Origin of the sequence: Cupriavidus gilardii, from assembly GCF_013347325.1 — a bacterium.
GTDB lineage: Bacteria > Pseudomonadota > Gammaproteobacteria > Burkholderiales > Burkholderiaceae > Cupriavidus > Cupriavidus gilardii.
In genome coordinates, this window is sequence record NZ_CP054626.1 from 3154729 (window position 1) to 3180429 (window position 25701).

General features: G+C 66.6%; 26 protein-coding genes, 1 tRNA gene and 1 pseudogene. 6 read left to right on the forward strand and 22 right to left on the reverse strand.

The features are described 5' to 3' along the window. Nucleotides 1-102: 102 nt before the first annotated feature. The 5 genes and pseudogenes from FOB47_RS24455 to FOB47_RS24475 all read right to left on the reverse strand — a co-directional run bounded on the left by FOB47_RS24455 (nt 103) and on the right by FOB47_RS24475 (nt 5590). Entirely contained in the window at nt 103-972 is an 870-nt protein-coding gene (locus FOB47_RS24455) for a hypothetical protein (RefSeq protein WP_174782262.1), read from the reverse strand. Next, the gene (locus tag FOB47_RS24460; RefSeq protein WP_174782263.1) at nt 969-1658 is read right to left on the reverse strand and encodes an ATP-dependent DNA ligase; all 690 of its coding nucleotides are present in this window, start codon (nt 1656-1658) and stop codon (nt 969-971) included. The genes FOB47_RS24455 and FOB47_RS24460 overlap by 4 nt, the downstream gene beginning before the upstream one ends. 1350 nt (nt 1659-3008) lie before the next feature. Beyond that, complete coding sequence (locus tag FOB47_RS24465; protein ID WP_174782264.1) at nt 3009-4652, reverse strand: DotA/TraY family protein; 1644 nt, start codon at nt 4650-4652, stop codon at nt 3009-3011. A gap of 223 nt (nt 4653-4875) precedes the next feature. Then, nucleotides 4876-5100: pseudogene (locus tag FOB47_RS24470) on the reverse strand (hypothetical protein); the annotation flags it as partial. Between the two features lie 148 nt (nt 5101-5248). Continuing rightward, on the reverse strand, nt 5249-5590 hold the full coding sequence (locus tag FOB47_RS24475; protein ID WP_060121794.1) for a helix-turn-helix domain-containing protein: 342 nt from the start codon (nt 5588-5590) through the stop codon (nt 5249-5251). Nucleotides 5591-5834: 244 nt separating this feature from the next. Between FOB47_RS24475 and FOB47_RS24480 the strand changes: the two genes are divergently transcribed. Further along, nucleotides 5835-7070: a hypothetical protein gene (locus FOB47_RS24480; RefSeq protein WP_164491224.1), complete on the forward strand. Its 1236-nt coding sequence runs from the start codon at nt 5835-5837 to the stop codon at nt 7068-7070. Nucleotides 7071-7073: 3 nt separating this feature from the next. Further along, nucleotides 7074-8027: a hypothetical protein gene (locus tag FOB47_RS24485; RefSeq protein WP_164491225.1), complete on the forward strand. Its 954-nt coding sequence runs from the start codon at nt 7074-7076 to the stop codon at nt 8025-8027. A gap of 263 nt (nt 8028-8290) precedes the next feature. Here FOB47_RS24485 and FOB47_RS24490 read toward each other — a convergent pair. From FOB47_RS24490 to FOB47_RS24545, 12 genes are all read right to left on the reverse strand, one after another. Next, nucleotides 8291-8366, reverse strand: a tRNA-Ala gene (locus FOB47_RS24490). A gap of 70 nt (nt 8367-8436) precedes the next feature. Beyond that, entirely contained in the window at nt 8437-10158 is a 1722-nt protein-coding gene (gene soxB, locus FOB47_RS24495) for a thiosulfohydrolase SoxB (protein ID WP_174782265.1), read from the reverse strand. 69 nt (nt 10159-10227) lie between these two features. Continuing rightward, nucleotides 10228-10701, reverse strand: a complete 474-nt coding sequence (locus FOB47_RS24500) for a TlpA disulfide reductase family protein (protein WP_244959491.1) — start codon at nt 10699-10701, stop codon at nt 10228-10230. Nucleotides 10702-10765: 64 nt separating this feature from the next. Then, nucleotides 10766-11467: a sulfur oxidation c-type cytochrome SoxX gene (gene soxX, locus FOB47_RS24505; protein WP_174782267.1), complete on the reverse strand. Its 702-nt coding sequence runs from the start codon at nt 11465-11467 to the stop codon at nt 10766-10768. Nucleotides 11468-11487: 20 nt separating this feature from the next. Further along, nucleotides 11488-12321: a sulfur oxidation c-type cytochrome SoxA gene (soxA, locus tag FOB47_RS24510; RefSeq protein ID WP_053822784.1), complete on the reverse strand. Its 834-nt coding sequence runs from the start codon at nt 12319-12321 to the stop codon at nt 11488-11490. A gap of 102 nt (nt 12322-12423) precedes the next feature. Then, nucleotides 12424-12882, reverse strand: a complete 459-nt coding sequence (locus FOB47_RS24515) for a DsrE family protein (protein ID WP_053822785.1) — start codon at nt 12880-12882, stop codon at nt 12424-12426. A gap of 105 nt (nt 12883-12987) precedes the next feature. Next, entirely contained in the window at nt 12988-13299 is a 312-nt protein-coding gene (soxZ, locus tag FOB47_RS24520) for a thiosulfate oxidation carrier complex protein SoxZ (RefSeq protein ID WP_006577471.1), read from the reverse strand. Nucleotides 13300-13354: 55 nt separating this feature from the next. Continuing rightward, entirely contained in the window at nt 13355-13810 is a 456-nt protein-coding gene (gene soxY, locus FOB47_RS24525; protein ID WP_053823237.1) for a thiosulfate oxidation carrier protein SoxY, read from the reverse strand. 199 nt (nt 13811-14009) lie between these two features. Beyond that, a complete protein-coding gene (locus tag FOB47_RS24530) occupies nt 14010-14339 on the reverse strand; it encodes a c-type cytochrome (protein WP_006577473.1) in 330 nt (109 codons plus the stop codon). Nucleotides 14340-14467: 128 nt separating this feature from the next. Further along, nucleotides 14468-15628 carry a c-type cytochrome gene (locus FOB47_RS24535; RefSeq protein WP_244959382.1) on the reverse strand — a complete coding sequence of 387 codons (1161 nt, stop codon included), beginning with the start codon at nt 15626-15628 and terminating at the stop codon, nt 14468-14470. Next, nucleotides 15612-17018 (reverse strand): sulfite dehydrogenase, encoded by a 1407-nt coding sequence (gene soxC / locus FOB47_RS24540; RefSeq protein ID WP_174782268.1) that lies wholly within the window; start codon nt 17016-17018, stop codon nt 15612-15614. Before soxC ends, FOB47_RS24535 begins: the two co-directional genes overlap by 17 nt. Before the next feature lie 125 nt (nt 17019-17143). Continuing rightward, nucleotides 17144-17542 (reverse strand): ArsR/SmtB family transcription factor, encoded by a 399-nt coding sequence (locus FOB47_RS24545; RefSeq protein ID WP_226994791.1) that lies wholly within the window; start codon nt 17540-17542, stop codon nt 17144-17146. A 258-nt stretch (nt 17543-17800) separates the two neighbouring features. Between FOB47_RS24545 and FOB47_RS24550 the strand changes: the two genes are divergently transcribed. Both FOB47_RS24550 and FOB47_RS24555 read left to right on the forward strand, forming a co-directional pair. After that, nucleotides 17801-18583, forward strand: a complete 783-nt coding sequence (locus FOB47_RS24550; protein ID WP_174782269.1) for a hypothetical protein — start codon at nt 17801-17803, stop codon at nt 18581-18583. Then, nucleotides 18541-19212 carry a hypothetical protein gene (locus FOB47_RS24555; protein ID WP_174782270.1) on the forward strand — a complete coding sequence of 224 codons (672 nt, stop codon included), beginning with the start codon at nt 18541-18543 and terminating at the stop codon, nt 19210-19212. Before FOB47_RS24550 ends, FOB47_RS24555 begins: the two co-directional genes overlap by 43 nt. A gap of 56 nt (nt 19213-19268) precedes the next feature. Here the strand turns inward: FOB47_RS24555 and FOB47_RS24560 are convergent, their stop codons facing one another. The 4 genes from FOB47_RS24560 to FOB47_RS24575 form a co-directional block, all read right to left on the reverse strand. After that, nucleotides 19269-20564, reverse strand: coding sequence for an NAD(P)/FAD-dependent oxidoreductase (locus tag FOB47_RS24560; protein ID WP_053822789.1), 1296 nt, complete (start codon nt 20562-20564; stop codon nt 19269-19271). A gap of 33 nt (nt 20565-20597) precedes the next feature. Continuing rightward, nucleotides 20598-20927 (reverse strand): c-type cytochrome, encoded by a 330-nt coding sequence (locus FOB47_RS24565; RefSeq protein ID WP_053822790.1) that lies wholly within the window; start codon nt 20925-20927, stop codon nt 20598-20600. Between the two features lie 312 nt (nt 20928-21239). After that, complete coding sequence (locus FOB47_RS24570) at nt 21240-22025, reverse strand: BON domain-containing protein (RefSeq protein WP_174782560.1); 786 nt, start codon at nt 22023-22025, stop codon at nt 21240-21242. Nucleotides 22026-22316: 291 nt separating this feature from the next. Beyond that, a complete protein-coding gene (locus FOB47_RS24575; RefSeq protein WP_053822791.1) occupies nt 22317-22748 on the reverse strand; it encodes a YraN family protein in 432 nt (143 codons plus the stop codon). 18 nt (nt 22749-22766) lie between these two features. Between FOB47_RS24575 and rsmI the strand changes: the two genes are divergently transcribed. Beyond that, nucleotides 22767-23666, forward strand: coding sequence for a 16S rRNA (cytidine(1402)-2'-O)-methyltransferase (rsmI, locus tag FOB47_RS24580; protein ID WP_053822792.1), 900 nt, complete (start codon nt 22767-22769; stop codon nt 23664-23666). 226 nt (nt 23667-23892) lie between these two features. On the opposite strand, the gene FOB47_RS24585 is transcribed toward rsmI, so the two are convergent. Beyond that, nucleotides 23893-24735: a septal ring lytic transglycosylase RlpA family protein gene (locus FOB47_RS24585; protein ID WP_390884855.1), complete on the reverse strand. Its 843-nt coding sequence runs from the start codon at nt 24733-24735 to the stop codon at nt 23893-23895. 299 nt (nt 24736-25034) lie between these two features. On the opposite strand from FOB47_RS24585, the gene FOB47_RS24590 reads away from it, so the two are divergent. Next, nucleotides 25035-25685 (forward strand): MBL fold metallo-hydrolase, encoded by a 651-nt coding sequence (locus tag FOB47_RS24590; RefSeq protein WP_174782271.1) that lies wholly within the window; start codon nt 25035-25037, stop codon nt 25683-25685. Nucleotides 25686-25701: the final 16 nt, after the last annotated feature.

A 25701-nucleotide genomic window follows, 5' to 3' on the forward strand; every position in this document is an offset into this window, starting at 1 on the left:
CCGCACGAGGCGCGGTGTCGATCCGGGCCCCGTTCTTTGGAAGATGATCGTGTTCGGTTTCCTCGCCGGACGCTCGATCTTCGTATTAAGACATCATGAGATTTATTCCAATGCTCCATTGTCGATCATGCGCACCAGCATCTCGGCGGCTTCCCGCTTAAAGCCAATAACGACCGAATTCGTTTCGACCTCGTGCGCTATTCGGCTCGGCGGCTCGGCGTTGAGGAGTTCCCCTTGGGAAGGGTCCGAATTCGGATCACCCGCCAGCAAGCGATCATCAGACGTGCCACCATCACCCTGTTGCGCATCTTGATATTGCGCGAGCCATTCGTGCAAACCGCCATCTGTCTCGCTGTTGCTTGCTGGGGCGACCGAATCCTTGGCGCGGCTATCCACCGGGCCAGCCTGAGCTTCCGGTAAGGCGTCATAATCGTCTGGCACGACAACGCTTACACTCTCCTCCTTGATGCTCGACAAGACTGATGCCGGCCGCTGTGTGGCTTCAGCGAACTCTCGCACCAGTTCAGCGAACGCATTTGGCGCGGCCTTCTCCTGGAGGGGAGGATTGTGGTAGGGATCGCTCCGGTTCGAAGATTCTTCCTCCGCTGCCGAAGGCGCAATGGCAGGCGATTCCGCGGCAAAATCAACACCTTCGTACCGCTCGATCGTACTGACCTCGGGAATGTGCTCTTCTTCCTCTTCAGCCGTCGTCCAAAACCGGCCCTCCCCATCCGGATGGCGCGTGCGCATCGCAGTGACCGCTGCCTGGTAGTACGCGATTCCACGATTTACCGCCCCTTCGTTGGGATTCAATTCCTCGATTCTTAGCCACGTCTCGCGTACCGCCGCAAGGATCGGATCGTCATTCCCGGGGTACTTCTTCGCCGTTCCTTCGCGGATCTTCTGGATGATATTGGCGATGATGGTGAAGCGACGATCCGTTGCCTTGATCGGCGTACCCGTGCTGATCATAGACGCCCTGGTCCCACTTGTCCGGCTTGTCCGCGAGATCTGGGCGGAACCCCGGCAATCCTGTCTCCAGATACGCCTTGATTGGCAGGAATGCATACCTTGACTTTTCGCCAATCGTCGGAGAGCCCACCTTGGTACGCACTGCTCGCCCGCTTTGCAACGATCCCTTCCATGCCCAGTTGCTTGACGAACTGATAGAGTCGCTCCCCGTCAGTTACAGCGCTCACGCAGAGCAGACCAACATCGACGCCATGCAGCAGCTTCTGTAGCGCCGCCTTCCTCTTTTCGATAGGCCAGTCGCGGATATCCCGTCCGCGCAAGACGAGAAGATCAAAAGCAGCTAGGACGACTGGACGTGCGCCGCGATACCAGCGCCTACGCAATGCACGCTCATGAAAGGCGTTGAAGTCAGGGCGGCCAATGTCATCTAGGACCACGCCCTCAGCGTCCAGTACACAGCCCGCCGGCAGCGCGGCCAGTGCCTGGTGCATCTCCGGAAACCAGGTGGTCGCATCGCCGCCCTCTCGCAGACGGAGCGCAGGATCTCCAGTTCGAGCCAGAAGCCGCCATCCGTCATACTTGATTTCGTAAGCCCAGTCACCGTTCTGCGGCATCATCCCGGGCTTAGCGAGCATCAGGGGGTAGCAGCTCAAATCCAGCGACGCGGCAGCATGCTGCCGAGACATGGCATCAGCCCTTCACATTCCGTGGGTCATGACCGAAGCTGTTTCGCTCCCGGATCTCGTGCACGGTACCGGCTGCAATCGCCGCATCCTGTGTCGGCTGTACATCACCATCCTGACCACCTTCAACCTGGACGGTCCGGCCGTTCGCCGACGGCACAACGTGAGTGTTCTTTGCAGGCATAGGCTCCTCACATGAGGGCAGCGTACTGAGTTTCGCACCATCCGGCCAGGCCGTCGTATCCGCGAGTGTCGTACACCGTTTTCTCAAGATCGCAGGGGTGATTTGGTCGCGCGCCTAATGCTGCACAAATTTAGTGTGTGCCCGGTACCCTGGCGGTCGGCTCCGAGGGGTGATTTGGTCGCGCTCGTCGGCGGGCGTACGGATGGCGGTGGACCTACAGGGGCAGTGGCGTGCGAGGTGAAATGGTCGCGCCACCATTAACGGGGTGATTTGGTCGCGCATGCCACGCACTGTCACAAGCCTGTGGATAACTAAAGTTATCCTAGGTGAAATGGTCGCGCTTATCGAGGTGAAATGGTCGCAGCACCTGAGGTGCAATGGTCGCGCTGTCGGGGTGAAGTTGTCGCGCCTGAGGGGTGAATTGGTCGCATCATTTTGCCGCCAAGCCAAGCTGCTGGCGGCTTGGCACGTATACCCTGTAGTTCCTGTATTTCTTCCTTTAGGTTTTCCTATATATCCCTGTAGTTAACCGACGCATCGCTGTGGATAACCCGTCGGTTAAGGACTTGCCCGGCCAACCTATGGACAGCCCGCTTCGCGGGTCCCCGCCTAACCGCTACGCGGTTTCCCGTGGAGAAGCACAGGACAACCCTCCGGGTTGCCCTGCCCTTCCCCACCGGTCGGCGGCTGCCCACAGGTTCGCCGGGCGGCGCTACAATTGAGATATGACTGCAGCGTGCCTTTGCGATGCCCGAGCGATGTCCATAAGGCCTAGGCGAGGATATCAACGGGTCGACTTGCGGGGTGGCCTGAGAGACCTTTATAGTTAGGTGTGAAGCGGACTGGGGAGTGGTGATGCTAGAGTCGTTGAACCTTACGTTGGCCCGGGCACAAGGTCGCCGCGCAGACGACTGGGCTGCGTATGCTCGGGAGCTGGAGGCACAGCTCCGAGAGGCTGAAGCAAACTTGCGCGGAGTTCGTGCCGTGAGGGACGCAGCATTGGCTGAACTTAGCAAAGTAGACCCCAAGAACTACATGCTGGTCCAGGCAAATCGGCAGGCCATTGGCCAAGCGGCATACGAGGAAGAACTGCGTCGACGTCGTGCATCGTAGTGGCGCTAGAGTGATAAAGAAAAGCCCGCTGCGTAGCGGGCTTTTTGTTCTCTGAATCACTCCACATAGCCTTTCGGCTTCGTAGGCGCTGAAGGACTCTGTGGGTTCTTCGGCTTGTCTCCCAGATTTTTCCCTGCACCGAAGGCTGACTGTTGCACTGCCCCCTTGCCGGTTGCGGTGCCGCCAAGGAACACCTGCTTGGCCCGATCATCGGTGTCGCGGCCGAGCTGCCCAGACATGTGCCCTCCGATCCAGGCGAAAACCTGGTCGGGTACAACGTGAATCAGGTTGAAGCAGCCGTGGATCAATGTCAGGCACAAGGAGATGTACACCGCAATGAAGCCGATAATGCTCACCAAGCCTGTCGTGCTATCGAATTGTGCATTTGCCATGGCAACGCCAAACATCGTATTCAACAGCGTTCCAAGCACGATGACACCGGCACCGCCAAGCGCAAAGCCGACCATCATCAGCGCGGGTCGGAATAGGACATTCAGCAGGAAGATGTAGCCGTGCGTTGATCGCTGCCCTACTCCTTCACCATCCCCGTCAAGGTGAGTGATGCCCCAGAGGGGCGATGCGATCAGAGCCTCCCCCACCACCGCGTACCATGAGGTGACGCCGCCAAACCATATAATGAATGGCACCAGTGGTATATATATTGACAACATCGCGCCGAAGAAGAAGAGCGCTACCAGCGCGATGATGATGAACGGTCCCAATGCATCCAGCACACCCAGGGCCGCTTTTTTTAAAGCGCCAGCAGCTCCGAACGTGACAACATCGGCCACGGCAGTCGCGGCCTTTCCCAATGACGAATCGGCTGCGGCCAGGCCACCCTTGATAGCCGTGTACGTTCCAAGTGCGGCCCACCCACCCATCAGGATGTAGTCGCCGAGATTCTTCATCCCGATCATCGGATTCGTGGTGCCGCCTCCTCCGTTGTTCCCGTTCAAATTGATCGCGGCCTTGACCCACTCTTGCCCACTGAAGATGCTCGCAACAAAGCCTTTTGCATCCGTCGATTCCGTCTTCAATGCGGCCACTGCATTTGCAGTGCTGGACGCACTGGACCCCTCCCTCGAGCGCTGCTGCTGGTAGGCGCTCAAAACCTTTCGGTACAGTTGTGGGTACGCCAGATTGTTCGCGTCCGTTCCCGCTATACCAGCGGCCGTTGCATTAGCCAACGCCGTTGCCTGGGCGTTAGCCTGTGCGAAGGTCTGATACCAGGCCCCCGTCATGATCCAACCGTCGCGCTTGAGATTCTGCTCAATCTTGCTGGTCAGTGAGTCGATGGATCCCCGAGATCCGGCAATCGCTTGGCGGATGGTGTTCTCGTACACCTGTGCTGCCGAAGCCAGTGCAGCGCTCACGTCAGGCGGAGCGCTTCCATCGCTCACCGCATTTACGTACTGCTGGGCTAGGCGATTCAGGGTGGATTGCATGGTAGCCAATCCCGCCTCGTGAGCCGACTGCATCGGACCAAACAACGTCGGTGTATCGAGCCCGTAGCCGGCAATACTCTCTCCTCCGACTGACATGGTGACAGGCTGCGGAAGCTCAAGCTTCGCCCCCCCGCAAGACTGTCCTCGTCCGTTCACGATGTTGATGCTCTTGCTCGAGATCGATGGCGAGAATCGCTCCGCCGCATCCGCGCTTACTCCACTTTCCGCAGGCATCTGAGCAATTGCCGTGTTCACAGACTCACCACAAAGGTTCGCCTCGAATACCCGCCTGCGGCAGGCGCAGGAAGCTATCGAAGCAGCAATGCAACGCCAGTTGACACGCGCTGCGGATACTCCCACCGATGAAGCTTTTAGCTATGCCGTGGCGCTGACTGACAAGCAGCCGGTATTCAGCTTCCGCACGTCTACCAGTGTCGAGAATCAGCAGTACTCGACGCCCCTACCGATGTCCGTGGCTGTGCGCGGTGCCGAAGTCGCGGCCGGATTCGCGCAGCGCCGCGCGGGCCTGCTCGCCGTAGGCAGCGTCGAGCGCCGCGTCGAACTTGGCGCGGGCCTTCTTCAACCAGTCGATGGCCTCGTCGAGGTTCTTGTCGATCTCGGCCTTCTGCGCGGCGGGCAGCGCCGCCAACTGGCCGATGGACATCGTGGCGATGTCGGCGGGAAAGAGCGTGATGTCGTTCATGGCATCGCTCCTCAGACCGCCGCGCGCTCGGACGTCGAGTCGTGCAGCGCTTGGCGCTCGAACTCGATGACCGCGTCCACGGGATAGCCGACGCGCTTGGACAGCTTCAGGTAGCGCGGGCCGCGCCCTTCTGCGCTGCGCTCAATCCTCAGTCCCCGCCTTGGCCCTTGTCGGGGAACATGATCTTGAGGGCCTGCCGGTAGCGATCCTTCTCCTCGTCCGTCATCCCGGCGTACTCGCGGAAGAAAGCCACGTCCTCGGGACTGGCTTCGGGTGCCTGCTGCATGGGCGTACCCATCACGTCCTCCATCGTCACGCCGAGCACCTGAGCGATCTTCTGAATCCGCTCGGCGGTGGGGCGCTGCCCCTCCTTCATTTCCAGTTCCCAGATGTAGGCCTTGGTGCAGCCGACCGCGTCGGCGACCTGTTGCAGGGTCAACTTCTTCGCCTCGCGCAAGCGCCGCAGGCGTGCTCCAAACGCCGAAGCCATGGCGATGCTCCTGTCGCGGCTAAACAGCCGGTGAATGAATCAAGACTGTCAGTATAGCCGCGAGATACACAAAAGGTCTAGATGTGCCCCGTTGATTGACAAGCGGAAATCCGCGGTTCAGAATCGCGTTTGTATCTCGTTACTTTACTTGCGTGAGATGCGTGTTCAGTAACCCTGTCGCTGGCCCGTGCAGCCCGTACATCGGTCGCAGACCTCCGACGCCGATCCAGAAAGGACAAACAAGATGAAGAAGACCTTTGTCGACGTGATGCTCGAGCTGCCGGTGGACGCCACGCTGCGCGACTTCCTGACCTCACATGGCCTGCCGGTGCCGGACGGGTTCGCGTGGGACGATGCACCGGAGACCAGCCAGTTCTTGGTGGAGGCGGTCAAGGTCTGGCCGGACACTGCCGCCCGTGACCAGATGATCGCCAACCTCATGGCCGCCGTCCAACTGGGTGATGCGGCGGGCAAGCAGGCGATGTTCGAGGCCGCAGTGGCGGACGGTGCCGCACTGGCGGGCCTGACGCTGTGCCGCAGCGACGTCCATCGCTCGTTCTGGCTGTACGTCAACCACCCGGCGCTGTTCGAGCGCGCCTACGACTTCAGCTTCTGGGAGCATCACGGGCCGCAAACCCAGCAATACGATCTGGGCCTGAAGCGCCAGCCGAACGGTTCGGACACCAACCTGGCTGCACTGCGCCACGCCATCTCGGCGTTCTACAAGCGCGAAATGCAGTGCGGCGACAGCAGCGTGGCGCACTTGGTCGAGCGCAGCCCCGGCGTGTTCCTGCTCACTGTCCACGTCAAGGACATGGCCATGCTGCGGCTGGAGTTCGAGGGTTCGACCCTGAAGCGTCGCGTCGGCAATCCCAACATCCACATGGTGCTGGAATACGCCAAGTCCACGGGCGTGGTGCGCACGCTGGTGCGCGGCGGCCAGAAATACCAGCAAATGCTGGTCGAGGCCTTCGCCGAGCATGTGCTGGGCGTCAAGGCGAGCGCGCACCGGATCAAGTCGCCGACCCTGGATTTGTCGATGCTGCGCACCGGCTTCGATGTGCCGGAGGCGTTCGAGGACGGTTTCTCGATGGTGCAACTGAAGGCGCTCACGCTCCTCAGCCCGGACACCGCGCTGAAGATCGAATGCACCGCGATGCAGTCCAGCCAGCAACGCTCGGTGCATGAGCTGCTGAAGGAGAAACTGCCGGGCCCGCTGGAAGGTCAGTGGGCGGTGACGGCGGCGCAGGTCAATCTCTACTATCCGCCCGAGCCGGGCCGGACGCGCGCCAAGGTGGTCACCATCGAGGTGACCAGCAAGGGGCGTCTGAACCTGCACAAGTTCGATGCCAAGATGCAGGCGCAGTTGGAAGGCTATCTGGTCTCGGTGGGCATCTTGCAGAAGGGGCAGACCCTGAGCGCGCAGGAGCTTCCGCCGGAAGCGGACGCGATCAGTTCCTCCTCGGCGTTCGAGGACTGATCGATGGCGGCGCACGATGCCTGGGCCTTGGTCTGCCGCCTGTTCGCGGGCGGCACGCCCGTGCTGCGAACCACGCTGTCGCCCCGCGAGGTGGCTGCACTGTCCGTCCTCGGCAAGGCGGTCAAGCCGACGGTCGTTGATCGGTCGTTCGTGCTCTGTCCACACTGCCAGCAGCATCGGGCGCAGGTTTGGGGCGATGGTCGAAGTGGACGTATGTGCCGTTGCCCGGACTGCGGGCCCGTGGCCGTGGAAGCGAACGATGGTGCGGCGTTGGCCTTGGACGAGGAATGGTTGCGCCAGAAGCTGCGCCTCGCGCTCGGCATCGAAAGCCGCGACGGCATCGATGATCTGGGCGACGGCGTGTGGCGGCTGGGCGAGGCCCGCCGCTCGCCCGTGCTGCTGGCCCGCGATCTGACGCGCGTGCTGCAAGAACCAGCGTTGCTGGATCGGGTGCGCGTCGCCGGCGGCGACATCCGCGTGATCACGCCAAGGCCGCGCACGACGCGCGGATCGCCCTTCGGTGCGGGTGTGGGGTGGTTGGCGCTGGAGGAGCGCTTCACCTTCTACGGCGGCGGGATCGCGCTCATCGGCGCATCATCACCGTCCGCGCAATCGGCGGCCGCCGATCCGGCCACGCCGGTGAACGGGCCGTTCTCGGCGGACTTCAAATGGGCGACGCTGCCTGATATCAGCAGCACGCCGATCCGATTCACCGACGGTCAGGCCAAGGTGCTCGAGGCGCTGTGGTCGTTCAAAGGCGAAGCCACGACGGCGGAACGGATCATGCAACGCGCAGGCCTGGACAGCGCGAAACCGAGCGACCTGTTCAAGATCAAGTCGAAGGACAAGGGCAAGCCGGAACCTGCGACGCAGCACGCGGCCTACGGTGCGCTCGTGGTCACGCAGCAACGCGCAGGCTTGTACTCGATGCCCTGCGCGGCGGGCGCGTTGGCGTGATGCATTGCTGCTCCAAGTTCGCCGGACAACCGATGGCGGCGGCACGCGCGTAAATCACGGCCAGACTCGGCCGCGCGCCTGTGCCACGGCAAGGAAGTTGGCGCGGGTTTCGAGAGAAGAGAGAGCGGAACAGGGGCGAACCGGGCGCATCATGGCCCGGTGTCCGCCGACCGTCGGCACACGCAGACCGGCCCGGAACCCCACGTCGTCTGCGGAACCCGGAAATGGAAACGCCCAACCGAGAACGGTTGGGCGCTGAATAGTGGTGGACCGAAGGAGGATCGAACTCCCGACCTCTGCATTGCGAACGCAGCGCTCTCCCAGCTGAGCTATCGGCCCGTAGCGGGCGATTATAGCGTGAGCTTCCCGGCGATTTCAAGCCGGGGCGGCGCAACCGGCGCCTCAGGTTTCACGCCGCCATGCCGGGGTTGCCGCCCATCCCCTTGACCGACGGCAGGTTCAGCGGCGCCGCGGCCACTTCCTTGCGCTGGCGCAGCCAGCCGGCCATCAGGTCCCAGATCGGCGGGCCGCCGTTGTGGCGGGCTTCCTCGGCGACCGGCGCCCAGCCGGCGACCTTGTAGGTCTTGCCGGCCTCGATCGGCTTGCCCTTCAGGCGCATCTCGGTGATGCGCTTGCCCATCGGGGCGGCCGGGTCGATGGTGTACTGCAGGCCGCCGACGCGGACCATGTCGCCGCCCTGCTGGTAGTAGGGGTCGGGGTTGAACAGGTTGTCGGCGACGTCCTCGAGCACGGTCTTGATGGTCTCGCCGCTCATCTGCGTCACCGTGGTGTACGGATAGGTGATTGCGGTCTGGTCCATCAGCCTTTCCATCGTGATGCCCTCGCCGGGCAGCAGCGTGGTGCCCCAGCGGAAGCCCGGCGAGAACGCGATCTCCGCTCCCTGCACGTCCATCAGCCCGTCCAGGATCAACTGGTCGAACGTGCCGTTGAAGTTGCCGCGGCGGTACAGCAGTTCCTTGTTGACCGCCAGCACCTCGCCAAGCTTCTGCTCGTAGGGGGAGCGGACCTTGCGGATCAGCGCCTCCATCGCCGGATCGGCCGGCAGGTAGTCGGCGAACACCGGCAGCAGCCGGTAGCGGAAGTCTGCCACCTTGCCGCCGCGCACGTCGAAGTCGAGCACGCCGAGGAACTTGCCGTTCGAGCCGGCGTTGGTGACCAGCGTGGTGCCGCCGGCGTTGCGCACGCGCACCGGCGCCGGCACGCCGTCATGGGTGTGGCCGCCGAGGATCGCGTCGAGTCCGCGCACGCGCGAGGCGAGCTTCAGGTCGACGTCCATGCCGTTGTGCGACAGCAGCACCACCGCCTGCGCGCCCTTGGCGCGGGCCTCGTCGATGATGCGCTGCAGGTTCTCTTCCTGGATGCCGAAGGTCCAGTCCGGCACCAGGTAGCCCGGATTGGCGATCGGCGTATAAGGGAAGGCCTGGCCGATGATGGCGACCGGCACGCCGTTCATCTCGCGCAGCGTGTAGGCCTCGAACACCGGGTCTTCGAAGTCCTTGGTCTTGATGTTCTGCGCCAGGAAGGCGACCTTGCCCTTGAAGTCGCGCTCGACCACCTCGCGCACGCGTTCCGCGCCCAGCGTCATTTCCCAGTGTGGGGTCATCGCGTCGACGCCGAGCGCCAGCGCCGCGTCGACCATGTCCTGGCCGCGCGTCCACAGCGCGGTGGCCGAGCCCTGCCACGTGTCGCCGCCATCGAGCAGCAGCGCGCCGGGGCGGCTGGCCTTCAGCTGCTTGACCAGCGTGGCCAGATGGGCGAAGCCGCCGACCTTGCCGTAGCGGCGCGCGGCCTCGGTGAAATCCAGGTAGGTGAAGGCGTGCGCCTGCGCGCTGTCCGGCGCGATCTGGTAGTGCTTCAGCAGCGCCTGGCCGACCAGGTGCGGCGGCTTGCCGGCATAGTCGCCGATGCCCAGGTTGACGCTCGGCTCACGGAAATGGACCGGCAGCAGTTGCGCATGGCAGTCGGTGAAATGCAGCAGATGCACGTTGCCGAAGCGCGGCACGTCGTACAGCTTCGCGGCGGCTTGGGCCGCCTGTGCGTCGCGCGTGGGGAAAGCCATGCCCGCGGCGCTGGCGATGGCCAGCACCTGCAGGAACTCGCGTCGGTTCATTGTCGTTTCCTCTCGATGGCGGCCGTGCCGTCCGGTGCAGCACCGGGCACGACCCGCGTTGCCGCCGCGTCAGGGCCTGGCGTACCTCGCCAGCGCGGCGACCTCTTCCTCCAGCATCTCGCCGACTTCCTTCTGGACGACCTTGCCCCTGGCGTCGATCACGTAGAGCTCGGGCAGGCCCTTGCGCGGGCCGATCGCGGCGCGCAGCGCCGGCGTGTCCATCGCCGCCGGGAAGGTATAGCCGCGCTGGCGCAGATAGCCGACGGCATCCTTCTGATCCTTGTCGATGCTGATGGTCAGCACCTGCAGCGGCGTGCCGCGCGTGCTGTCGTAGAGCTTCTGAAGGCGCGGGTTCTGCAGCGCGCAGAACGGGCACCACGAGGCCCAGATCTGCACCACCAGCGGCTTGCCGGCCCAGTGCTCGGGCGGCACGGTGCGGCCATCCAGCAGTTGCACCGCCGGCAGCCGCACGGTGTCGCCGACTTCCAGCGCGGCGGCAGGCGTGGCGACTGTCAGTGCGAGGACCGCCGCGGCGGCGAGCATCGCGCCATGCAGCCTCTGCCGCCAGCCGACCGTCACCACCGCCGTGGCCCGCATCGCGCGCCCCTTACTGGTTGACCGGCGAGGCCGGGTCCAACAGCAGCGCCATCACGTCGCGGATCTGCTGCTCGGTCAGGATGCCCTTATGGCCGAAGCGCGGCATGTTCGAGCACGCGGCGAAGGCGTTCGAGTCCCAGATCTTGCCCCAGGTGTACTTGAGCACCGCCTCCGAGTTGCCGCGCAGCTTGCCGTACTGATACAGCGACGGACCGATATTGCCGAACGAGATCTCGGCCTTGGTCATCTGGTGGCAGGCATAGCAGTTGCCGCCGTTGACGCCGCCGGGCGGGTCGGAGAACTGCATGCCGCGGCCGAGCTGGGCCACCTTCTCGCCTTCCTTCCAGTCGCCGAGCCAGCGGTTGTCGGCCGGATAGCGGATCTTCTGCTGCTCGGCGGCCTCGATCTTCCTGGCCACCGCGGCCGGCACCTTGCTGCGGTCCGGATAATCGCTGCACAGCTGTTGCATCTCGTCGCGCTCGAGCACGCCCTGCAGCGTGGCCGGACCTTTCGAGCTGAACGAGTTGGCGATCAGCCGTTTCATGTCGCCGTCGGAAACCGGCGGGATATTGGCCGCTGCCTTCGGCGTGGCCTTGCCCTTCGATGCCGCGCCATCCTGCGCCATCGCCGGCGCCGCCAGCATCGCGAGCGCACCGCCGACCGCTGCGGCGGCAACGGCGGCGCCCCACCGCGATTGTTTTTTCTGGATCATGTTCGTGCTCTCCCCCTGGTTCAGCGCTTCAGGCCGGGGCCGTCATAGGTGCCGCCGTTGGCATTGCGCGCCAGGAACATCGTGAGCGCGGTGATCACATCGGAGCCGTAGGCGGGCTCGGGGAAGCGCTGCTGGCGCAGGCAGTCGTAGAGCCGGTGCTGCATCGTGCGGACCTCGCCCTGGGACACGCGGTAGGCCGGCCAGGTGGTGTAGGCCGCCTGGGCACCCTTGTCGGTCAGCAGGTTGGGCAGGTCCTGCAGGCGGATGCGCTGGCCGTCGACCGCATGGCAGGTCGCGCAGGCGAAGTCGTAGGCGCCGCCGCGGTAATAGAACATCTTCTTGCCCAGCGCGTAGACCTGCTTTTCTTCCGGATGGTCGAGCTTGACGTTCATCTTGACGCCGCGCGACTCGCCGGTGACGAAGGCAACCAGCCGCTCGATGTCGGAGCGCTTGCCCGAGGACGAGAACGGCGTGGCCTTGGCCTGTTGCTCGGTCAGCCCCTGCAACGTCGTGCGGCACCACACCAGCCGCTGCTCCAGGTCCATCACCTTGCCGGCGTCGGCGAAGTAGCGCGGCAGCTCGGCGTAGGCGCCCTTGGTCACGCCGGGGCCCTTGCCGAGGTCGCAGCGCTCGAGCGATACGTTCTTCGGCCCGGCCGGCTTTTTCCACAGTTCCTCGCCGGCAGCTTCCCACAGCTCGGCGGGATTGCCCTCGGCCAGCATCTGCCGGTATTTGGCGATTTCGTCGGTGGTATTGCTCTCGCCCTGCGCCTGCACGGCCATCGCGCCCGTCAGCGCGACGGCGCCGGCGACGGCCAGCGCGGGCCAGCCAAGGCGGCGTCGGTTCGGTCTCATGGGGTTTCTCCTCTCGGTCTCGCCGACCAGGCGGGCCGCTGTTGTTCTATGCGCCAATCGTTCGATGCGCGAATCGTGCCGCACGTGGCGCCACACATCCCGCTACGGCTTGATATAGGCGTAGCCTTCGTCCTGCTGCAGCCGCGCGATCTCGACCACGCCCGCCTGCACGATCTTCGTCTCGAGCAGCAGCTTGTTCTCGGGAATCTGGCGCGCGGTCAGCGTGTTGCGGCAGACGCGGAACTCGACGCCCATGCCGGCCAGCGCGCCGACCGCGGCATCGAAGGTGTTGCCGCGCGCATCGCGGGCGCCCTCGACCAGGAAATCCACGCCATAGCCGAGCGCGACCACGACGATCTTCGTATTGGGCGCGCCCGCCAGATGGTTGCGCAGATTGCCGATCGCGCGCACCGCCTGGTCGTTGCCTTCCGACAGCTGGTACACCACGCGGTGGCGCCCGCCCCCGCTGCGGGGAGCGGCCGCAGTCTGGGCCGCGGCCCGGCTCCCGAGTCCGACCGCCGCCAGCGCGGCGGCCGCCTTTGCAAAGAATGCTCGACGCATGATCTTCCTTCCGCCGTGTCCGCCGCGCCTCGTGCGCGGCCGCCGACCCGGCTACCGAAGGGCCACCTTACCAGAGCGGCCGGCAAGCTGCCGCCCGCGCCGGCATCACGAGATGGTGGCCTCGTCGGTCCGCTTGTCGCCGCGATTGTCGACCCAGGTCACCGTGACCTTGTCGCCCTTGGCGCCGCCCTTGAACTTGAAGTTCAGGAACGGGTCCTTGGACACCGCCGGCCCGAAGTTCGCGTGGAAGACCTCCTTGCCCTTGCACTGGGCGCTGACCGTCTGGATGTGCCAGGCCGGGATGGTCTTGCCGGACGCGTCCTTGCGCTGGCCGGTTTCCATATCGTGTTTCATCAGAATCTTGACGTCGACCACGCCGCCGTTCTCGGTGGCGCGTACGCGCATCGGGTCTGCCATGACGTTCTCCTGTTGCGATGGGCAGTCTGGGGGAGCGGAATCCGCGCTCGGCTTGTCAGCCGCCGCAGCCGCCCAGCGTCACCTTGATCTCCTTGGAGGCGACATACCACTTGCCGCCGGCCTTGACGGCCGCATGCACCACGGAGGTCTGGCCCATCTTCACGCGCGTGGAGACGAACGGCTCGGTACCGGCCGGGATCACGAAGTCCGCGGCCAGCGTATTGGGATTCTTCTCGACCAGGATCGCGATCTGCTCGGTGTCGGGCAGATTGCTGGTGACCGCCACCGGCACCACCGCGCCGTTCTCGGCGATATCGGGCGCGTTGAAGGCGATCGCGCCGCTCTTCTCCGGCGCACCGCCGCCCAGGGCCTTGATCACGTCGTTGACGCTCTTGCCCTCGAAGGCCGCCTTGTTCCATTCGGCCGCCTGCGCCTCGCCGATCAGGCCCGCGGCCGCCATCAGCGACACGACGGCGCTGACCCGCAGCATCTCTCGTCTTGTGATGTTCATGGTGTCGTGCACTCCTGCTTCTACCCGCCCCGCGGTATTCGTTTGGCCGCCAGGCCGGCCGGCCTGGCGCGGGCGGTGCATCGCCGCCCGTTTGCTGCTTGTGCTGCTGTAGCTGCTGTTGCTGCTGCCGTTCTTCTTCGGGCCGGCTACCGCAGCGCGACTGCGATCGCCGCCGGCACGCCGGCCCCTCACCAGGCAATTACTTGGCCGGTGCGCCCGCCAGGACCCACTCCAGCACGGTCTTCACGTCGGCTTCGCTGATATTCGGGTTGGCCGGCATCGGCACCGGGCCCCAGACGCCCGAACCGCCCTTCTTGACCTTGTCGGTCAGCTTCGCCATGGCGCCCTTGTCGCCCTTGTACTTGGCGGCGACTTCCTTGTAGGACGGCCCGACCAGCTTCTTGTCCACCTGGTGGCAGCCCATGCAGGCGTTCTTGGTGGCGATCTCCTGGGCCTTGGCCGCGTCGACGGCGGCGTGGGCGGAGGCCGCACCGGCCAGCATCATGGCTGCGATCACGAACTGCTTCATTGTTCTCCTCTCCAAACTGGAATGAGCCGTGGGGACGGCACGGCCGTGTGGCAGTGGATCTGCCCGGCACGGCGGCGTATTGGTCCGGCCCGGCCCCCTTCGATGGAGGCGCCAGGCGGCCCAATACGCTATTTTGCCTCAAGTATCCACTTCACCATGGCTTGAATATCCGATTCTGGAACCTGCGGTTGCGGCGGCATCGGCACCGGTCCCCACGCGCCTTGCCCGCCGCCGCGGATTTTCTGTGCGAGCGCACCGTGGGCGTCCTTGCCGCGATAGCGCTGGGCGATCTCGTGGAACGACGGTCCGACCAGCTTGCGGTCCGGCGCGTGGCAGGCCAGGCATTGGTACTGGCCGGCCAGCCTTGCGCCGACGGGTTGAGCGGCCGCCGTGGTGGCCTCGGCCTTGGCCTGATGCGCGGCTGGCGGCTTCGCCTCGTCCTCGGGCGAACCGGTGGCGATGCCGCGCACCGGTCCGAAGCTGCGCTGCTGCGCCGCCAGGTCGCCGTGCGCGCCGCGCGCGTATTCCGGGATCAGCGAACTGACCTCGACCTTGCCGGCGCAGTTGGACATGCAGGCGGTATTGCGCGTGTCCGGCTTGCCGCGGCCCGGCCACAGGCCGTGCTCGGTAGTCATGCCGTTGCGGTTCGGCAGCCTGCGCTGGACCTCGCCGATATTGGCGTCCGACAGCGTGAAGTCGGCCGGCACGATATCGCCCAGGTTCAGGATGTAGGCGGTCACCGCGTAGACCTCGTCGACGGTCAGGCTCCTGGGCTTGTCCCACGGCATCGCGCGGCGGATGTAGTCCCACAGCGTGCTGACCGTGCTCAGCTTCATCAGCGAGGTGCGGTAGGGCTGCGAGCCGGTCATTGCCGCGACGCGTCCGCTGGCGATATCGGCCGCCGTGGTACCGCCGGCGATCGGCGTGAAGACCGCGTTGGATTCGCCGAAGTCGCCGTGGCAGGAGGCGCAGCGCGCGTCCCAGACGGCCTGGCCCTGGGCGACGGTGCCGCGGCCGGGCGGCAGGCCCTGGAAGTCGGGGCGGACGTCGATGTCCCAGGCCTTCAGTTCGGCGGCGGTGGCGGTGCGGCCGAGCTGGGCGCGGGCCGCCCTGGTGTCCTTGCTGTCCTTGCTGTCGGTGCGCGCCGTGCCTTTCGGCTCGGCCTGCGCGGCTTGCGGCAGGACCGCCGCCCCCGCGATGCCGAGCAGCAGGCCGGCCAGCATGGCGCCACGGCGCCAGCCCGCGCGGGCGCCGACGCGGGCCGGATTGCCGCTATCGCACCTGGACATTGAACACCTCGCCGCTGGCCGCGACCAGCCAACTCTGGATCGCGTTGTTGTGATAGATCGAACGCGTGCCGCGTACCGCGCGCAGCTGCGCGATGGTCGGCTGCACGTAGCCGGTCTCGTCGATCGCGCGGCTCTGCAGGATCGCCGGCGAGCCGTCCCAGATCCAGTCCAGATTGAAGCGCGTCAGGCATTTGGACAGCACCGGCGCCTCCAGCCGCGCGGTGCGCCAGTTGCGCCCGCCGTCGACCGATACGTCGACGCGCCGGATCTTGCCGCGGCCCGACCATGCCAGCCCGCTGACGTTGTAGAAGCCCTTGCCGGTCAGGCGCTGGCCCCCCGACGGCGTGGTGATCACCGACTTGCACTCCTGGATCGACGTGTACTGCCGCAGCATGCCGTCCGGCATCATGTCGACGTAGTGCAGCGTCTCGTCCTTGGTGTTCCAGGGGCGGTCGCCCAGTTCCAGCCGGCGCAGCCATTTGACCCACGACACGCCCTGCACGCCCGGCACCACCAGCCGCAACGGGTAGCCGTTCTCGGGCCGCAGCATCTCGCCGTTCATGCCCCAGGCGACGATGATCTCGTCGGCCAGCTCCATCGGGATCGTGCGCGTCATCGCCGAACCGTCGCCGCCCTCGGCCAGCAGATAGCGGCCGCGCCGCTGGTCGGCGCCGGCGTCGTCGAGCAGCACGCGCAGCGGCACGCCGGTGAACTCGCAGCAGGACAGCATGCCGTGCGTGTATTGCACCGTCGGCACCGCGACATTGCCCCACTCCATGCCGGTATTGGCGCCGCATTCGATGAAATGCATCCGCGACACGGACGGCAGCCGCATCAGCTCGTCCATCGTATAGACGCGGGGGGCCTTGACCAGGCCGTTGATCATCAGCCGATGGCGGGTCGGGTCGATGTCGTGCCAGCCCTGGTGATGCCGCTCGAAATGCAGGCCGTTGGGCGTGATGATGCCGAACAGCCCCTGCAGCGGCGCGAAGCTGACCGAGGCCGCCGAGACGCGCGTCAAACCCGGCGATTCGCGCCGCATCAGCGCGGTTTCGTGACTGGAAGGCTGGCCGTAGGGCCTTGCGGCGACCGGCTGGCCGAGCGAGGTGGCCCACGGTTGGGGTTTCAGGATCGCGGGATCGCCTTCGGGTGCGCTGCTGGTTGCGCTGCTGGCGGCGCCGTGGGTTGCGCTATCCGCGGCCGCGGCGCGCGCCGGCCTGCCCAGGCCCACCGCTGCCGCCGTGGCGCCGGCCGCCGCGAGAAAGCTGCCGCGCAGCAGATCGCGCCGGCGGCTGTCGATGCCGTGGCGCCCGATCTCTTGCCGCAGGTCGGCGCTGACGAAGTGTTCCGGCGCGGGCACGATGCGGCCCGGGCGACTGCGGTCCGGCACGTTCGGTCTCCTCCGGCCGCTCGCCGCGCTCCGGTGCGGGCGCGGTCGGCATGCCTTGTTCGTATCGGGTCGCGCGCGCCGGTGGGGACCGATGCGCGCCTGGTCCTGCTCGCGGCTTGCCGCGCTCAGCGCGCCGCGGCGGCAGCCCCCGGCTTGCGCCGTGCGGCCGTGCGCCGCTTCGGCTCCGCGGGCATGAAGCGGTCCACCATCGCGACCTGCTGCGCATCGTCCTCGATCCGCGCGGCAACCTGCACGCACACGGTCCGGCACAGCTCCACCACGCTCTGGTCGGCGATCGCGTAGTACACCAGGTTCGCTTCCTTGCGCCGCGCCAGCACGCCGGAGCGGAACATCGCGTTCAGGTGGCGCGACACATTGGCCTGCGACGAACCGACCGTCTCGACCACCGCGCCGACCGGCTTCTCGCCGTCGCACAGCGCGTGCAGGATCTTCAGCCGCGTCGGCTCGGCCAGCAGCGCGAAGTAATGCGACACCTGTTCGAAGACGCGGTCCAGTTCGTTCATGCGATTCACTATATGCGTATATGCGTGATGACGCATATATCGTTTACCCCCGCCTGCGGCGATGGTGGCGCTCAGGCCACGCCGGCCATCTCGGGCCATCTCGGGCCATCTCGGGCCATGTGGCCGCCGCCCCGCAGCGTCGTGAGAGTCGAGGCCATGCTCGCAGCCTTGCTAAAGTCCGCGGCATTCGACGATCGAGCCGCGGTACTCGGCGCCCATACATTGCGCTCCTCCACCACGACGAAGGAGCACCGAAACATGGCTCGGATCTATCCGACTCCCTGTTCCCACGAGGCGCTATTGCAAGCCGCCGAAGGCACGGCAGCCGCCGCACATGGCGACGCGGCCGGCGCGATGGGCTCTACGGCGCCGTACTTCGAAAAAAGGGGCGCCGTGCAGATCGGCCCCTATTCGGGCCGTCTGCGCTATCTGACGCCACCGCTTGCAAAGCGGCCGACGCGCGCCATTGCAGAGCTCGATGAAGCGGTGCAAAAACAGCGCAGCCTCTGCAGGAAACTGTTCGACAAGGTGTTTCGGGGCATCGGCCTGGACGGCCAGGTATTGCTGACCGAGACACAGTTCCACACGTTCCGGTACGTGGACAGCCTCTATGGACTCGCAGTGGATTCGATCGGGCAAGGGAAGCGAACCGAGGCAAGCGAGAACATTGCCTGCATGGCGGCTTCCATGGAGGTCATCCGGGACGCGTCGGCGGCATTGGCGCGCATTCGGACGGCCGGCCGAAAGGGCGATCGCTCCGCGCTCGAACGTATTGCCGTCTCGATCTCCGTGCCGATCGTCGCCGAAGCGGCGTGGCGCGACGCCGTCAACATTCGGCGGCTCGTCGCGTTGTGCAGCACCAGCCGGCACATTCTTTCTCTCGCGGAAACCGGTGATCCGATGCACCAGGGAAGCGCGGTGGCCGGGCTGTGCCGCATGCTGGACGACGATGCGACCATCCAGCGTATTGCCGAACACTGGCCAACGAAATCCGCGGCATGTCGTTCAGCGATGCCCGCAGGCGGGTGCTGCCCTTCCTGATTCAGGGGGCGCACTCGTCTTTTGCCATCGACCGCGCGGGCCAGGACCGCGTGCCGCGACTGTGGATAGCGCTGCGCGACACCGTGGCGACGAGCGAGGACGCGGCCATCCTGGCGAACGATCACGTCGCGTGCGGCCTGGGGGCATATCACCGCGCGATGAACTTCGTGCTGTCGGATAAGCCGACCAGCGATCGGATACGACTATCCCTGCTGGACCTGCTTCATATGGATCCGCTCGGCAACGGCTGGCGCATCAGCCCGGAAAACGGGCGCAAGGTGGCGGCGTTTCTGACGGGCACTGCCGTGGAAAAGCAGGCGCAACCCGGCACGGCCTTGTCGCGCAGCGCGCTGCAGCTGGTCTGGGGCCACTCGGTCATCGCGACCGCCATCGACAAGTCGGCGCGGGACGCCATCGCGGCGGACGGCGACACCAAACCGTTGCAGCCGCTGCTGCGCACGCATCCGAACAAGAACTACGTCGCGCAGTATTGCCGCATTTCGCCCGTCATCGACACATGGAGCCGCGTATGCACCAGCCGCTATGGCGCACGCGAGGAGATTCATGCCGGCGCAAGCAGCAAGCCGCGGCGCGACGCCGCAGCCGTCACGTCATTTGCGGTGGCTTGATGCCGGCATTGCCGCGTCCTCGCCTGGCGCGGCGCGGCCCGGGCGCTTATCCGGGCTTATCCGAGCGCGTCCGCCCAGATCGCGTTGGCCCAGGCGAACGCGTAGGTGCCTTCGAGCGTATTGGGCGCCGTCGACACGCCGCCGGAGTCCGGCACCGTCACCATCGTCTTCTTCTGCGGATCGTAGCGATGCACGCTGGCGACGTGGATCACTTCGCGATCGGACGTGAAGCTGTAGCAGGTGTTGTTGTACAGCGGCTCGGGATTGGGCTGCCTTCCCGACAACAGCGCGACGATCGCGGCCGCCGCGATCTTGCCGTGCTGGTTCGCCATGTGGCCGGACTTCGGCATCAGCGGCGCGATCTGGATGGCGTCGCCGAGCACGTGGATGTTCGGCACGGCCTTCGATTCGAAGGTCAGGAAGTCGACCTCGCACCAGCGGCCGTTGGCGGTGGCCAGCCCGGTATTGACTGCGATCGCGCCGGCGCGCTGGGCCGGCACCACGTTGGCGACGTCGACCCGCTCGTCGTCCTGGACCTCGAACTTCAGCGTGCGCGTGGCCGGGTCGATATCGACGGTCCGGTATTGCGGCCGGTATTCGACGATGCCCTTGTACTTGCTGGCCCAGACCTGCTTGAACAGCGCGGCCTTCGATGTCACGTCGGGGTTCGCGTCGAGGATCAGCACCTTGCTGCGCGGCTTGGCCTGGCTGAAATAGTGCGCCACCTGGCAGGCGCGCTCGTACGGTCCCGGCGGGCAGCGGTAAGGCGCGAGCGGCACCGTCAGCGCATAGGTGCCGCCGTCGCGCATCGCTTCGAGCTGGCGGCGCAGCGCAACGGTCTGCGGGCCGGCCTTCCATGCGTGCAGGATCTGGTCGCCGCCGGGCCGCTTCAGTCCCGGCACGTCGTCGGGCATGAAGTCGACGCCCGGCGACAGCACCAGGCGGTCGTACGGCAGCGTGGCGCCGCTGGCCAGGCGTACCTGGCGCTTCGACGGGTCGATCGCGGCGACGGTGTCGCGCACGACCTTGACCCCGTGGCGCCGGCTCAGCGCATCGTAGGAAATCGTCAGGTCCTCGATCCGCTTGCTGCCGCCCAGCACCAGGTTCGACAGCGGGCAGGAGATGAACGTCGGGTTCGGCTCGACCAGCGTCACGTCGATCGTGTTGTCGCTCCACTCGCGCAGATAGCGCGCGGCGGTCGCGCCGCCGTAGCCGCCGCCGACCACCACCACCTTGCCACCGCTGGCGCGGGACGTGCCGGCGCTGGCGCAGCCGCCGAGCAGCGTGCCGAGGGTCGCCGGGCCGACCGCCGCGGCGGCTGCGGCCGCACCGAGAAATTTGCGTCGTTGCATGTCAGCCTCCCCTTGCTCGTTCCTGGGACCGCATTACTTGACCGCGGCGAACCACTTCGCCATCGCTGCGATCTGCTCGTCGGTATAGCCCTTGGCGATCTGGTGCATCACCGTGGCCTCGCGCTTGCCGGTCTTGAACGCCTGCATCTGTTCGATCAGATAGGACTGCGGCCGGCCCGCCAGTCCCGGCACCGGGCTTCCGGCGGGTGCACGGCCGGAAGGGCCGTGGCAGGCGGCGCAGGCGGCCGCCCAGTTGCGGGCCTGCTCGGTCGTGGCATCGGCGGCACTGGCCGGCGCCATCGCGAGCATCGCCATGGCGGCCAGGCAAGCCGCGGCGGTTCGCGGGGGATTGTTGTTCTTCATGGTCTCGCTCCTCGAATCGGCACCTCGGCGCATCGATCGGCCGCGCGGCGCGGACCGGACGAACGACCGGCCGGTCGGGCGCGTGTGTGACGCGCAAGGCAGGGCAACCCTATCACATCAACCGGCGCGGGCGTACTGCGGTTTTCGCAGATGGTCGGACGGCGAACGCCATTGGGCCGCCGCAACACCAGCGTAGGTCAGCCGGAGGCGCGGCGGGAGGGAGCCGGACGGCGGAGGGACGGAGCAAGGCGCGCCGGGCCGGATCGAAGGATCTCCGGCGCGCCTGTGCGGTCAGGCAGGGTCAGGACGGAATCAGGGCAGGTTGCGGCCCGGAGGCAGGCTGACCGGGCCCGGGACGGGCGACGTCGTCGGCGCGGTGGTCGGCGCGGTGGTCGACGTTGTTACCGGCGAAGACAGGTCGGCGCCGACGGGGGCGGGGGCGGTCGGCGCCGCGGAGCCCGGCGCGGTCTGCACCGGTGCCGGGGTGCCGCCGACCGGTTCGCCCGGCGCCGCGTTCTGCGACGATGCGGCCGCGTCCAGGCGGGCGCGCTCGGTTTCGTCGATGTAGTCGAATACCTTGACCACCTTGCTGACGCCGCCGACATTGCGCGCCGTCTCGGTGGCCCGATCGCCCTCGGGACGGGTCACCAGGCCCATCAGATAGACCACGCCGCGCTCGGTGGTGACCTTGGTGGAATTCGACGGCACGCCTTCGGCCGTCATCAGCATCGTCTTGACCTTGCTGGTCACGAAGGCGTCCTGGCTCTGCGCCGCGAACGATGGCGACGACACGACTTCCAGCTCGTTGACGACCTCGCGGGCGTTCGGCAGACCGCGGACGTACTGCTCGATCTGCTGGCGCAGGCTGGTGTCCTTGACCTCGCCGGTCAGCAGCACCTTCTTGTTGAACACCGTGACGTTGACGCGCGCGGCGCCGCTGTAGCGCGTCGCCAGCGTGTTTTCGATCTCGAGCTGCAGGCCGCGGTCGACCGCCTGGATCGACGTCGGCCGGCGGTCGGTGGCGCTCATCACGCCGGCGCCCATGGCGCCGGCGATCACCGGGAAGCAGCCGCTCAACTGCGTGGCGGCCGTCAGCATCAGCGTGGCGGTGGCGGCGGCGCGGGCGATGGCGGCCAATCGGCTGGCGCCGCGGACGGGCTGGGCACGGCCCGGCGTCGATTCAGCGAGCGCGTCGCGCGAAAAAAGCGAAGTCTTCATGCGTTCCTTGCTGTAGCGGTAATGCGAAAGAGGATCGGCAGCCGGCACGGCGGCCTGTGCCGCGCTCGGGCATGCCCGGTCGGCCGTGCGCCGCAACGCGCATTATGACGGACAGCCTGGCCGCAGCGGCCACCGTGCCATGCAAGCGCCCGGCGAGGAAGCGCTGCCCGGTCATTCCGGCTCGCCCGCGCCGAACGCATCGCGCAGCCATTCGAGCCGCCGCGGTCCGATCGCGACCACATCGAGCCGGCAGCGCGGCGCGTGGTCCAGCGTCGCCAGATAGTGATTGGCCGCCTGCAGGATGCGCTGGCGCTTGGTCGTCGTGATGCTGGCCAGCGCGCCGCCAAACGCATCGCTGCTGCGGGAACGGACCTCGACGAAGACCAGCGTGCCATCGGGCGCGCGCATCACCAGGTCCAGCTCGCCGCCTTTGCAGCGATAATTGCGCACCACCAGCGCCAGGCCCTGGCCCTGCAGATAGGCCAGCGCCCGCGCCTCGGCGCGTTCGCCGCGCGCTTTCGCCGTGTCCTTCGTGCCGTCCTTGGCCCGCTCTGTGGCCGAACCGCGTGCCGGGTCGCGTGCCGAGGTTTTGAATGTGCGCATCAACGGAAGTTCTCAAGCATGACTGACTGGATCTCGCTGGCAACCGGCCAGTCCTATCCCACCGGCACGCTGTACGTCGTCGCCACGCCGATCGGCAATCTCGCCGACCTGACGCTGCGGGCGCTGCATGTGCTCGGCCTTGCCGACGCGATCGCCTGCGAGGACACCCGCAATACCGGCCAGCTGCTGTCGCGGCTGGGTCTGCAGCGGCCGTTGCTGGCGGTGCACGAGCACAACGAGCGCGAGGCCGGCGCGCGCGTGGCCGAGCGGCTCGCGGCGGGCGAGCGCATCGCCTATGTCTCGGATGCCGGCACGCCCGGGATTTCCGACCCCGGCGCGCGGCTGGTCGAAGCGGTGCGCGCCGCCGGCCATCGTGTGGTGCCGCTGCCCGGACCGAGCGCCGCCATCGCCGCGCTGTCGGTTGCCGGCGAGATGCTCGACACCGGCGCGGGCCGCTTCACCTTTGCCGGCTTCCTGCCGAGCAAGGCCAAGGCGCGCACCGACGCGATCGCCGCGCTGGCGACGCTGGAGCATGCCTGGGTCATCTACGAAGCGCCGCACCGCATTGCCGACACGCTGGCCGCGCTCGCGCAGCAGCTGCCGCCGGCGCGCCGGCTGCTGATCGGCCGGGAACTGACCAAGCTGTTCGAGCAGGCCGAGACGATGACGGTCGCCGACGCACCGGCCTGGCTGGCCGCCGATGCGGGCAGGGGCAAGGGCGAGTTCGTGCTGGTGATCGAGGGAGCCGGCGCACCGGCCAAGGGCGAGGCCGCGCTGGACGCGAACGCGCAGCGGGTACTGGGGCTGCTGCTGGAGGAGTTGCCGGCCAAGCGCGCCGCCAAGCTGGCCGCGGCGATCACCGGGGCCGATACCCAGGCGCTCTATCGGATGGCGCTGGCGCGCCGCGAGCAGGAATAAGGTCGGAAGGATGCAGACCGGAAAGATGCGAGGCGGAGCCATGCGCGCCGGCATCGTGGTCCGCGCCGCTCAGGCGCTCCGGTGAAGGTGCCGGGTGGAACCGGCGAAGAGACCAACGTGGTGACCGAGGCAAACGCCGATGCCGCGGGTCGCCGGGTCGGCGGCGACGACGCAGCCGGAGCCGCGCCGATGCGCGAGGAAGGAGGCGAGGAAAGGGAATCCGGCCTCAGCGAGCATTCGCCTTGCTGGCCGTCTTGCGCGTCTTCAGCACCACGCGCTTGGGCTTGACCGTCCTGGCCGCGGTGTCGTCGTCCACGCCGTCGCCACCGCCATCGGTGGCGCCATCGTCCATGCCCGGTTCGCGCAGCGGCCCGAGCGCGGCCAGTTCGGTGCGCGACAGCCGGCGGATTTCGACCTGGGTGTGCCCGCGGTCGACAAAGCCGAGCCGCTTGGCCGCGCGATACGACACGTCGAGCACGCGGTTGCCGTGATACGGGCCGCGGTCATTGATGCGCAGCACCGCCACCTTGTCGTTGCGCAGGTTGCGCACCAGCACCCAGCTATCCAGCGGCAGCGACGGATGGGCCGCGGTCATCGCGCCCATGTCGAAGCGCTCGCCGTTGGCGGTCTTGCGGCCATGGAATTGCTTGCCGTACCACGAGGCCGTGCCGCGCTGCTCGAAGGTGCCGATATCCGCGCGCAGGCCTTCCAGCGAAGAGCCGCGCGGTGTACCGCGCGACGCGGACTCGCTGTCGCTGCTGTCGTCGTCGCCCCAGCTGAACAGGCGCCACGAGCCGGTCGGGGCCGGCGTTTCGGTATTGGCGGCGGTAGACGGCTCGTTGCCGGCGGCGGCGCGATTGTCCTGGTTCGGGGATCGGGACTTGCGCGCCTGCGCCTGCTTCGCAGCGGGCGTGGCAGCCGTCGGCGCCGCATTCTGGTCGGCGGCGGCGCCATCGGGATTGTCGTTCGGCGACACCGCGCAGGCGGCCAGCGTCAACGCGCAGACGGCGTGAAAGCCGTAGCGGAGCGCGCGGCGAGCATGGGTCAGGGGGTGGGTCGGCCAAAGCATCGCGCGAGTCTAACATCGGTCGTCCGCGCGATTTACAGTGATTTTGTTACGAATTGTCTGGCTACGGCGTGCAATTGCTCGCAATCCCCGAACTGACAACGGATTGCGGGGATTCTCCGGACTATCCCTGCCGTTGACCTCGACGCAACGAAAAGGCACTACTCGCCACAAAGTTCTGACCCGGCGATGTCTATCAAAGGCCGACGCTACAATGCGACGAGACAGGCCGTCCGCTCGGCCATGACGCCAGATCCACCCCACCCGCGCGGCCTCCGCGCGTTCGCACCACCTGCCCGACGATGAAAGTCCTGCTGATTCCCGTCACGCCTTTCCAACAGAATTGCTCCCTGCTGATCGACGAGCGCAGCGGGCGCGCCGCGGTCTGCGATCCCGGCGGCGATCTGGACCGGATCCAGGCCGCGCTGAAGGAGCAGGGCGTGACGCTGGAAAAGATCCTGCTGACGCACGGCCATCTGGACCATTGCGCCGGTGCCGCCGCGCTCTCGCGCGAGTTCGGCGTGCCGATCGAAGGACCGCATCGCGACGAGCAGTTCTGGATCGACCAGCTGCCCGAGCAGACCAAGCGCTTCGGCTTTGGCCACGCCGAGGCGTTCGAACCCGATCGCTGGCTGGATCAGGGGGATACGGTGCAGTTCGGCGAAGAAACGCTCGGGGTCTACCATTGCCCCGGCCATACGCCCGGCCATGTGGTGTTCTTCTCCCGGCCGCATCGCCTGGCCATCGTCGGCGACGTGCTGTTCGCCGGATCGATCGGGCGCACCGATTTCCCGCGCGGCAACCACGCCGACCTGATCCGCTCGATCCGTACCAGGCTCTGGCCGCTGGGCGACGACGTGACCTTCGTGCCCGGCCATGGACCGGTCTCGACCTTCGGCGACGAGCGGCGCGACAACCCCTTCGTCGCCGATCATCTGATCGACGTCGGCTAACCGCGCGCATCCGACC

What these genes read in the sequence shown, in the direction of transcription:
- FOB47_RS24565 (WP_053822790.1), bottom strand. Translation starts at nt 20,927, where the DNA reads ATGAAGAACAACAATCCCCCGCGAACCGCCGCGGCTTGCCTGGCCGCC.
- soxZ (WP_006577471.1), bottom strand. Translation starts at nt 13,299, where the DNA reads ATGGCAGACCCGATGCGCGTACGCGCCACCGAGAACGGCGGCGTGGTC.
- FOB47_RS24515 (WP_053822785.1), bottom strand. Translation starts at nt 12,882, where the DNA reads ATGCGTCGAGCATTCTTTGCAAAGGCGGCCGCCGCGCTGGCGGCGGTC.
- FOB47_RS24550 (WP_174782269.1), top strand. Translation starts at nt 17,801, where the DNA reads ATGGCTCGGATCTATCCGACTCCCTGTTCCCACGAGGCGCTATTGCAA.
- FOB47_RS24570 (WP_174782560.1), bottom strand. Translation starts at nt 22,025, where the DNA reads ATGCTGACGGCCGCCACGCAGTTGAGCGGCTGCTTCCCGGTGATCGCC.
- FOB47_RS24485 (WP_164491225.1), top strand. Translation starts at nt 7,074, where the DNA reads ATGGCGGCGCACGATGCCTGGGCCTTGGTCTGCCGCCTGTTCGCGGGC.
- soxY (WP_053823237.1), bottom strand. Translation starts at nt 13,810, where the DNA reads ATGAACATCACAAGACGAGAGATGCTGCGGGTCAGCGCCGTCGTGTCG.
- FOB47_RS24475 (WP_060121794.1), bottom strand. Translation starts at nt 5,590, where the DNA reads ATGGCTTCGGCGTTTGGAGCACGCCTGCGGCGCTTGCGCGAGGCGAAG.
- rsmI (WP_053822792.1), top strand. Translation starts at nt 22,767, where the DNA reads ATGACTGACTGGATCTCGCTGGCAACCGGCCAGTCCTATCCCACCGGC.
- FOB47_RS24455 (WP_174782262.1), bottom strand. Translation starts at nt 972, where the DNA reads ATGATCAGCACGGGTACGCCGATCAAGGCAACGGATCGTCGCTTCACC.
- FOB47_RS24560 (WP_053822789.1), bottom strand. Translation starts at nt 20,564, where the DNA reads ATGCAACGACGCAAATTTCTCGGTGCGGCCGCAGCCGCCGCGGCGGTC.
- soxA (WP_053822784.1), bottom strand. Translation starts at nt 12,321, where the DNA reads ATGAGACCGAACCGACGCCGCCTTGGCTGGCCCGCGCTGGCCGTCGCC.
- soxB (WP_174782265.1), bottom strand. Translation starts at nt 10,158, where the DNA reads ATGAACCGACGCGAGTTCCTGCAGGTGCTGGCCATCGCCAGCGCCGCG.
- FOB47_RS24500 (WP_244959491.1), bottom strand. Translation starts at nt 10,701, where the DNA reads ATGCTCGCCGCCGCGGCGGTCCTCGCACTGACAGTCGCCACGCCTGCC.
- FOB47_RS24585 (WP_390884855.1), bottom strand. Translation starts at nt 24,735, where the DNA reads ATGCTTTGGCCGACCCACCCCCTGACCCATGCTCGCCGCGCGCTCCGC.
- FOB47_RS24480 (WP_164491224.1), top strand. Translation starts at nt 5,835, where the DNA reads ATGAAGAAGACCTTTGTCGACGTGATGCTCGAGCTGCCGGTGGACGCC.
- FOB47_RS24460 (WP_174782263.1), bottom strand. Translation starts at nt 1,658, where the DNA reads ATGTCTCGGCAGCATGCTGCCGCGTCGCTGGATTTGAGCTGCTACCCC.
- FOB47_RS24575 (WP_053822791.1), bottom strand. Translation starts at nt 22,748, where the DNA reads ATGCGCACATTCAAAACCTCGGCACGCGACCCGGCACGCGGTTCGGCC.
- FOB47_RS24590 (WP_174782271.1), top strand. Translation starts at nt 25,035, where the DNA reads ATGAAAGTCCTGCTGATTCCCGTCACGCCTTTCCAACAGAATTGCTCC.
- FOB47_RS24555 (WP_174782270.1), top strand. Translation starts at nt 18,541, where the DNA reads ATGTCGTTCAGCGATGCCCGCAGGCGGGTGCTGCCCTTCCTGATTCAG.
- FOB47_RS24530 (WP_006577473.1), bottom strand. Translation starts at nt 14,339, where the DNA reads ATGAAGCAGTTCGTGATCGCAGCCATGATGCTGGCCGGTGCGGCCTCC.
- soxX (WP_174782267.1), bottom strand. Translation starts at nt 11,467, where the DNA reads ATGATCCAGAAAAAACAATCGCGGTGGGGCGCCGCCGTTGCCGCCGCA.
- FOB47_RS24545 (WP_226994791.1), bottom strand. Translation starts at nt 17,542, where the DNA reads ATGAACGAACTGGACCGCGTCTTCGAACAGGTGTCGCATTACTTCGCG.
- FOB47_RS24535 (WP_244959382.1), bottom strand. Translation starts at nt 15,628, where the DNA reads ATGTCCAGGTGCGATAGCGGCAATCCGGCCCGCGTCGGCGCCCGCGCG.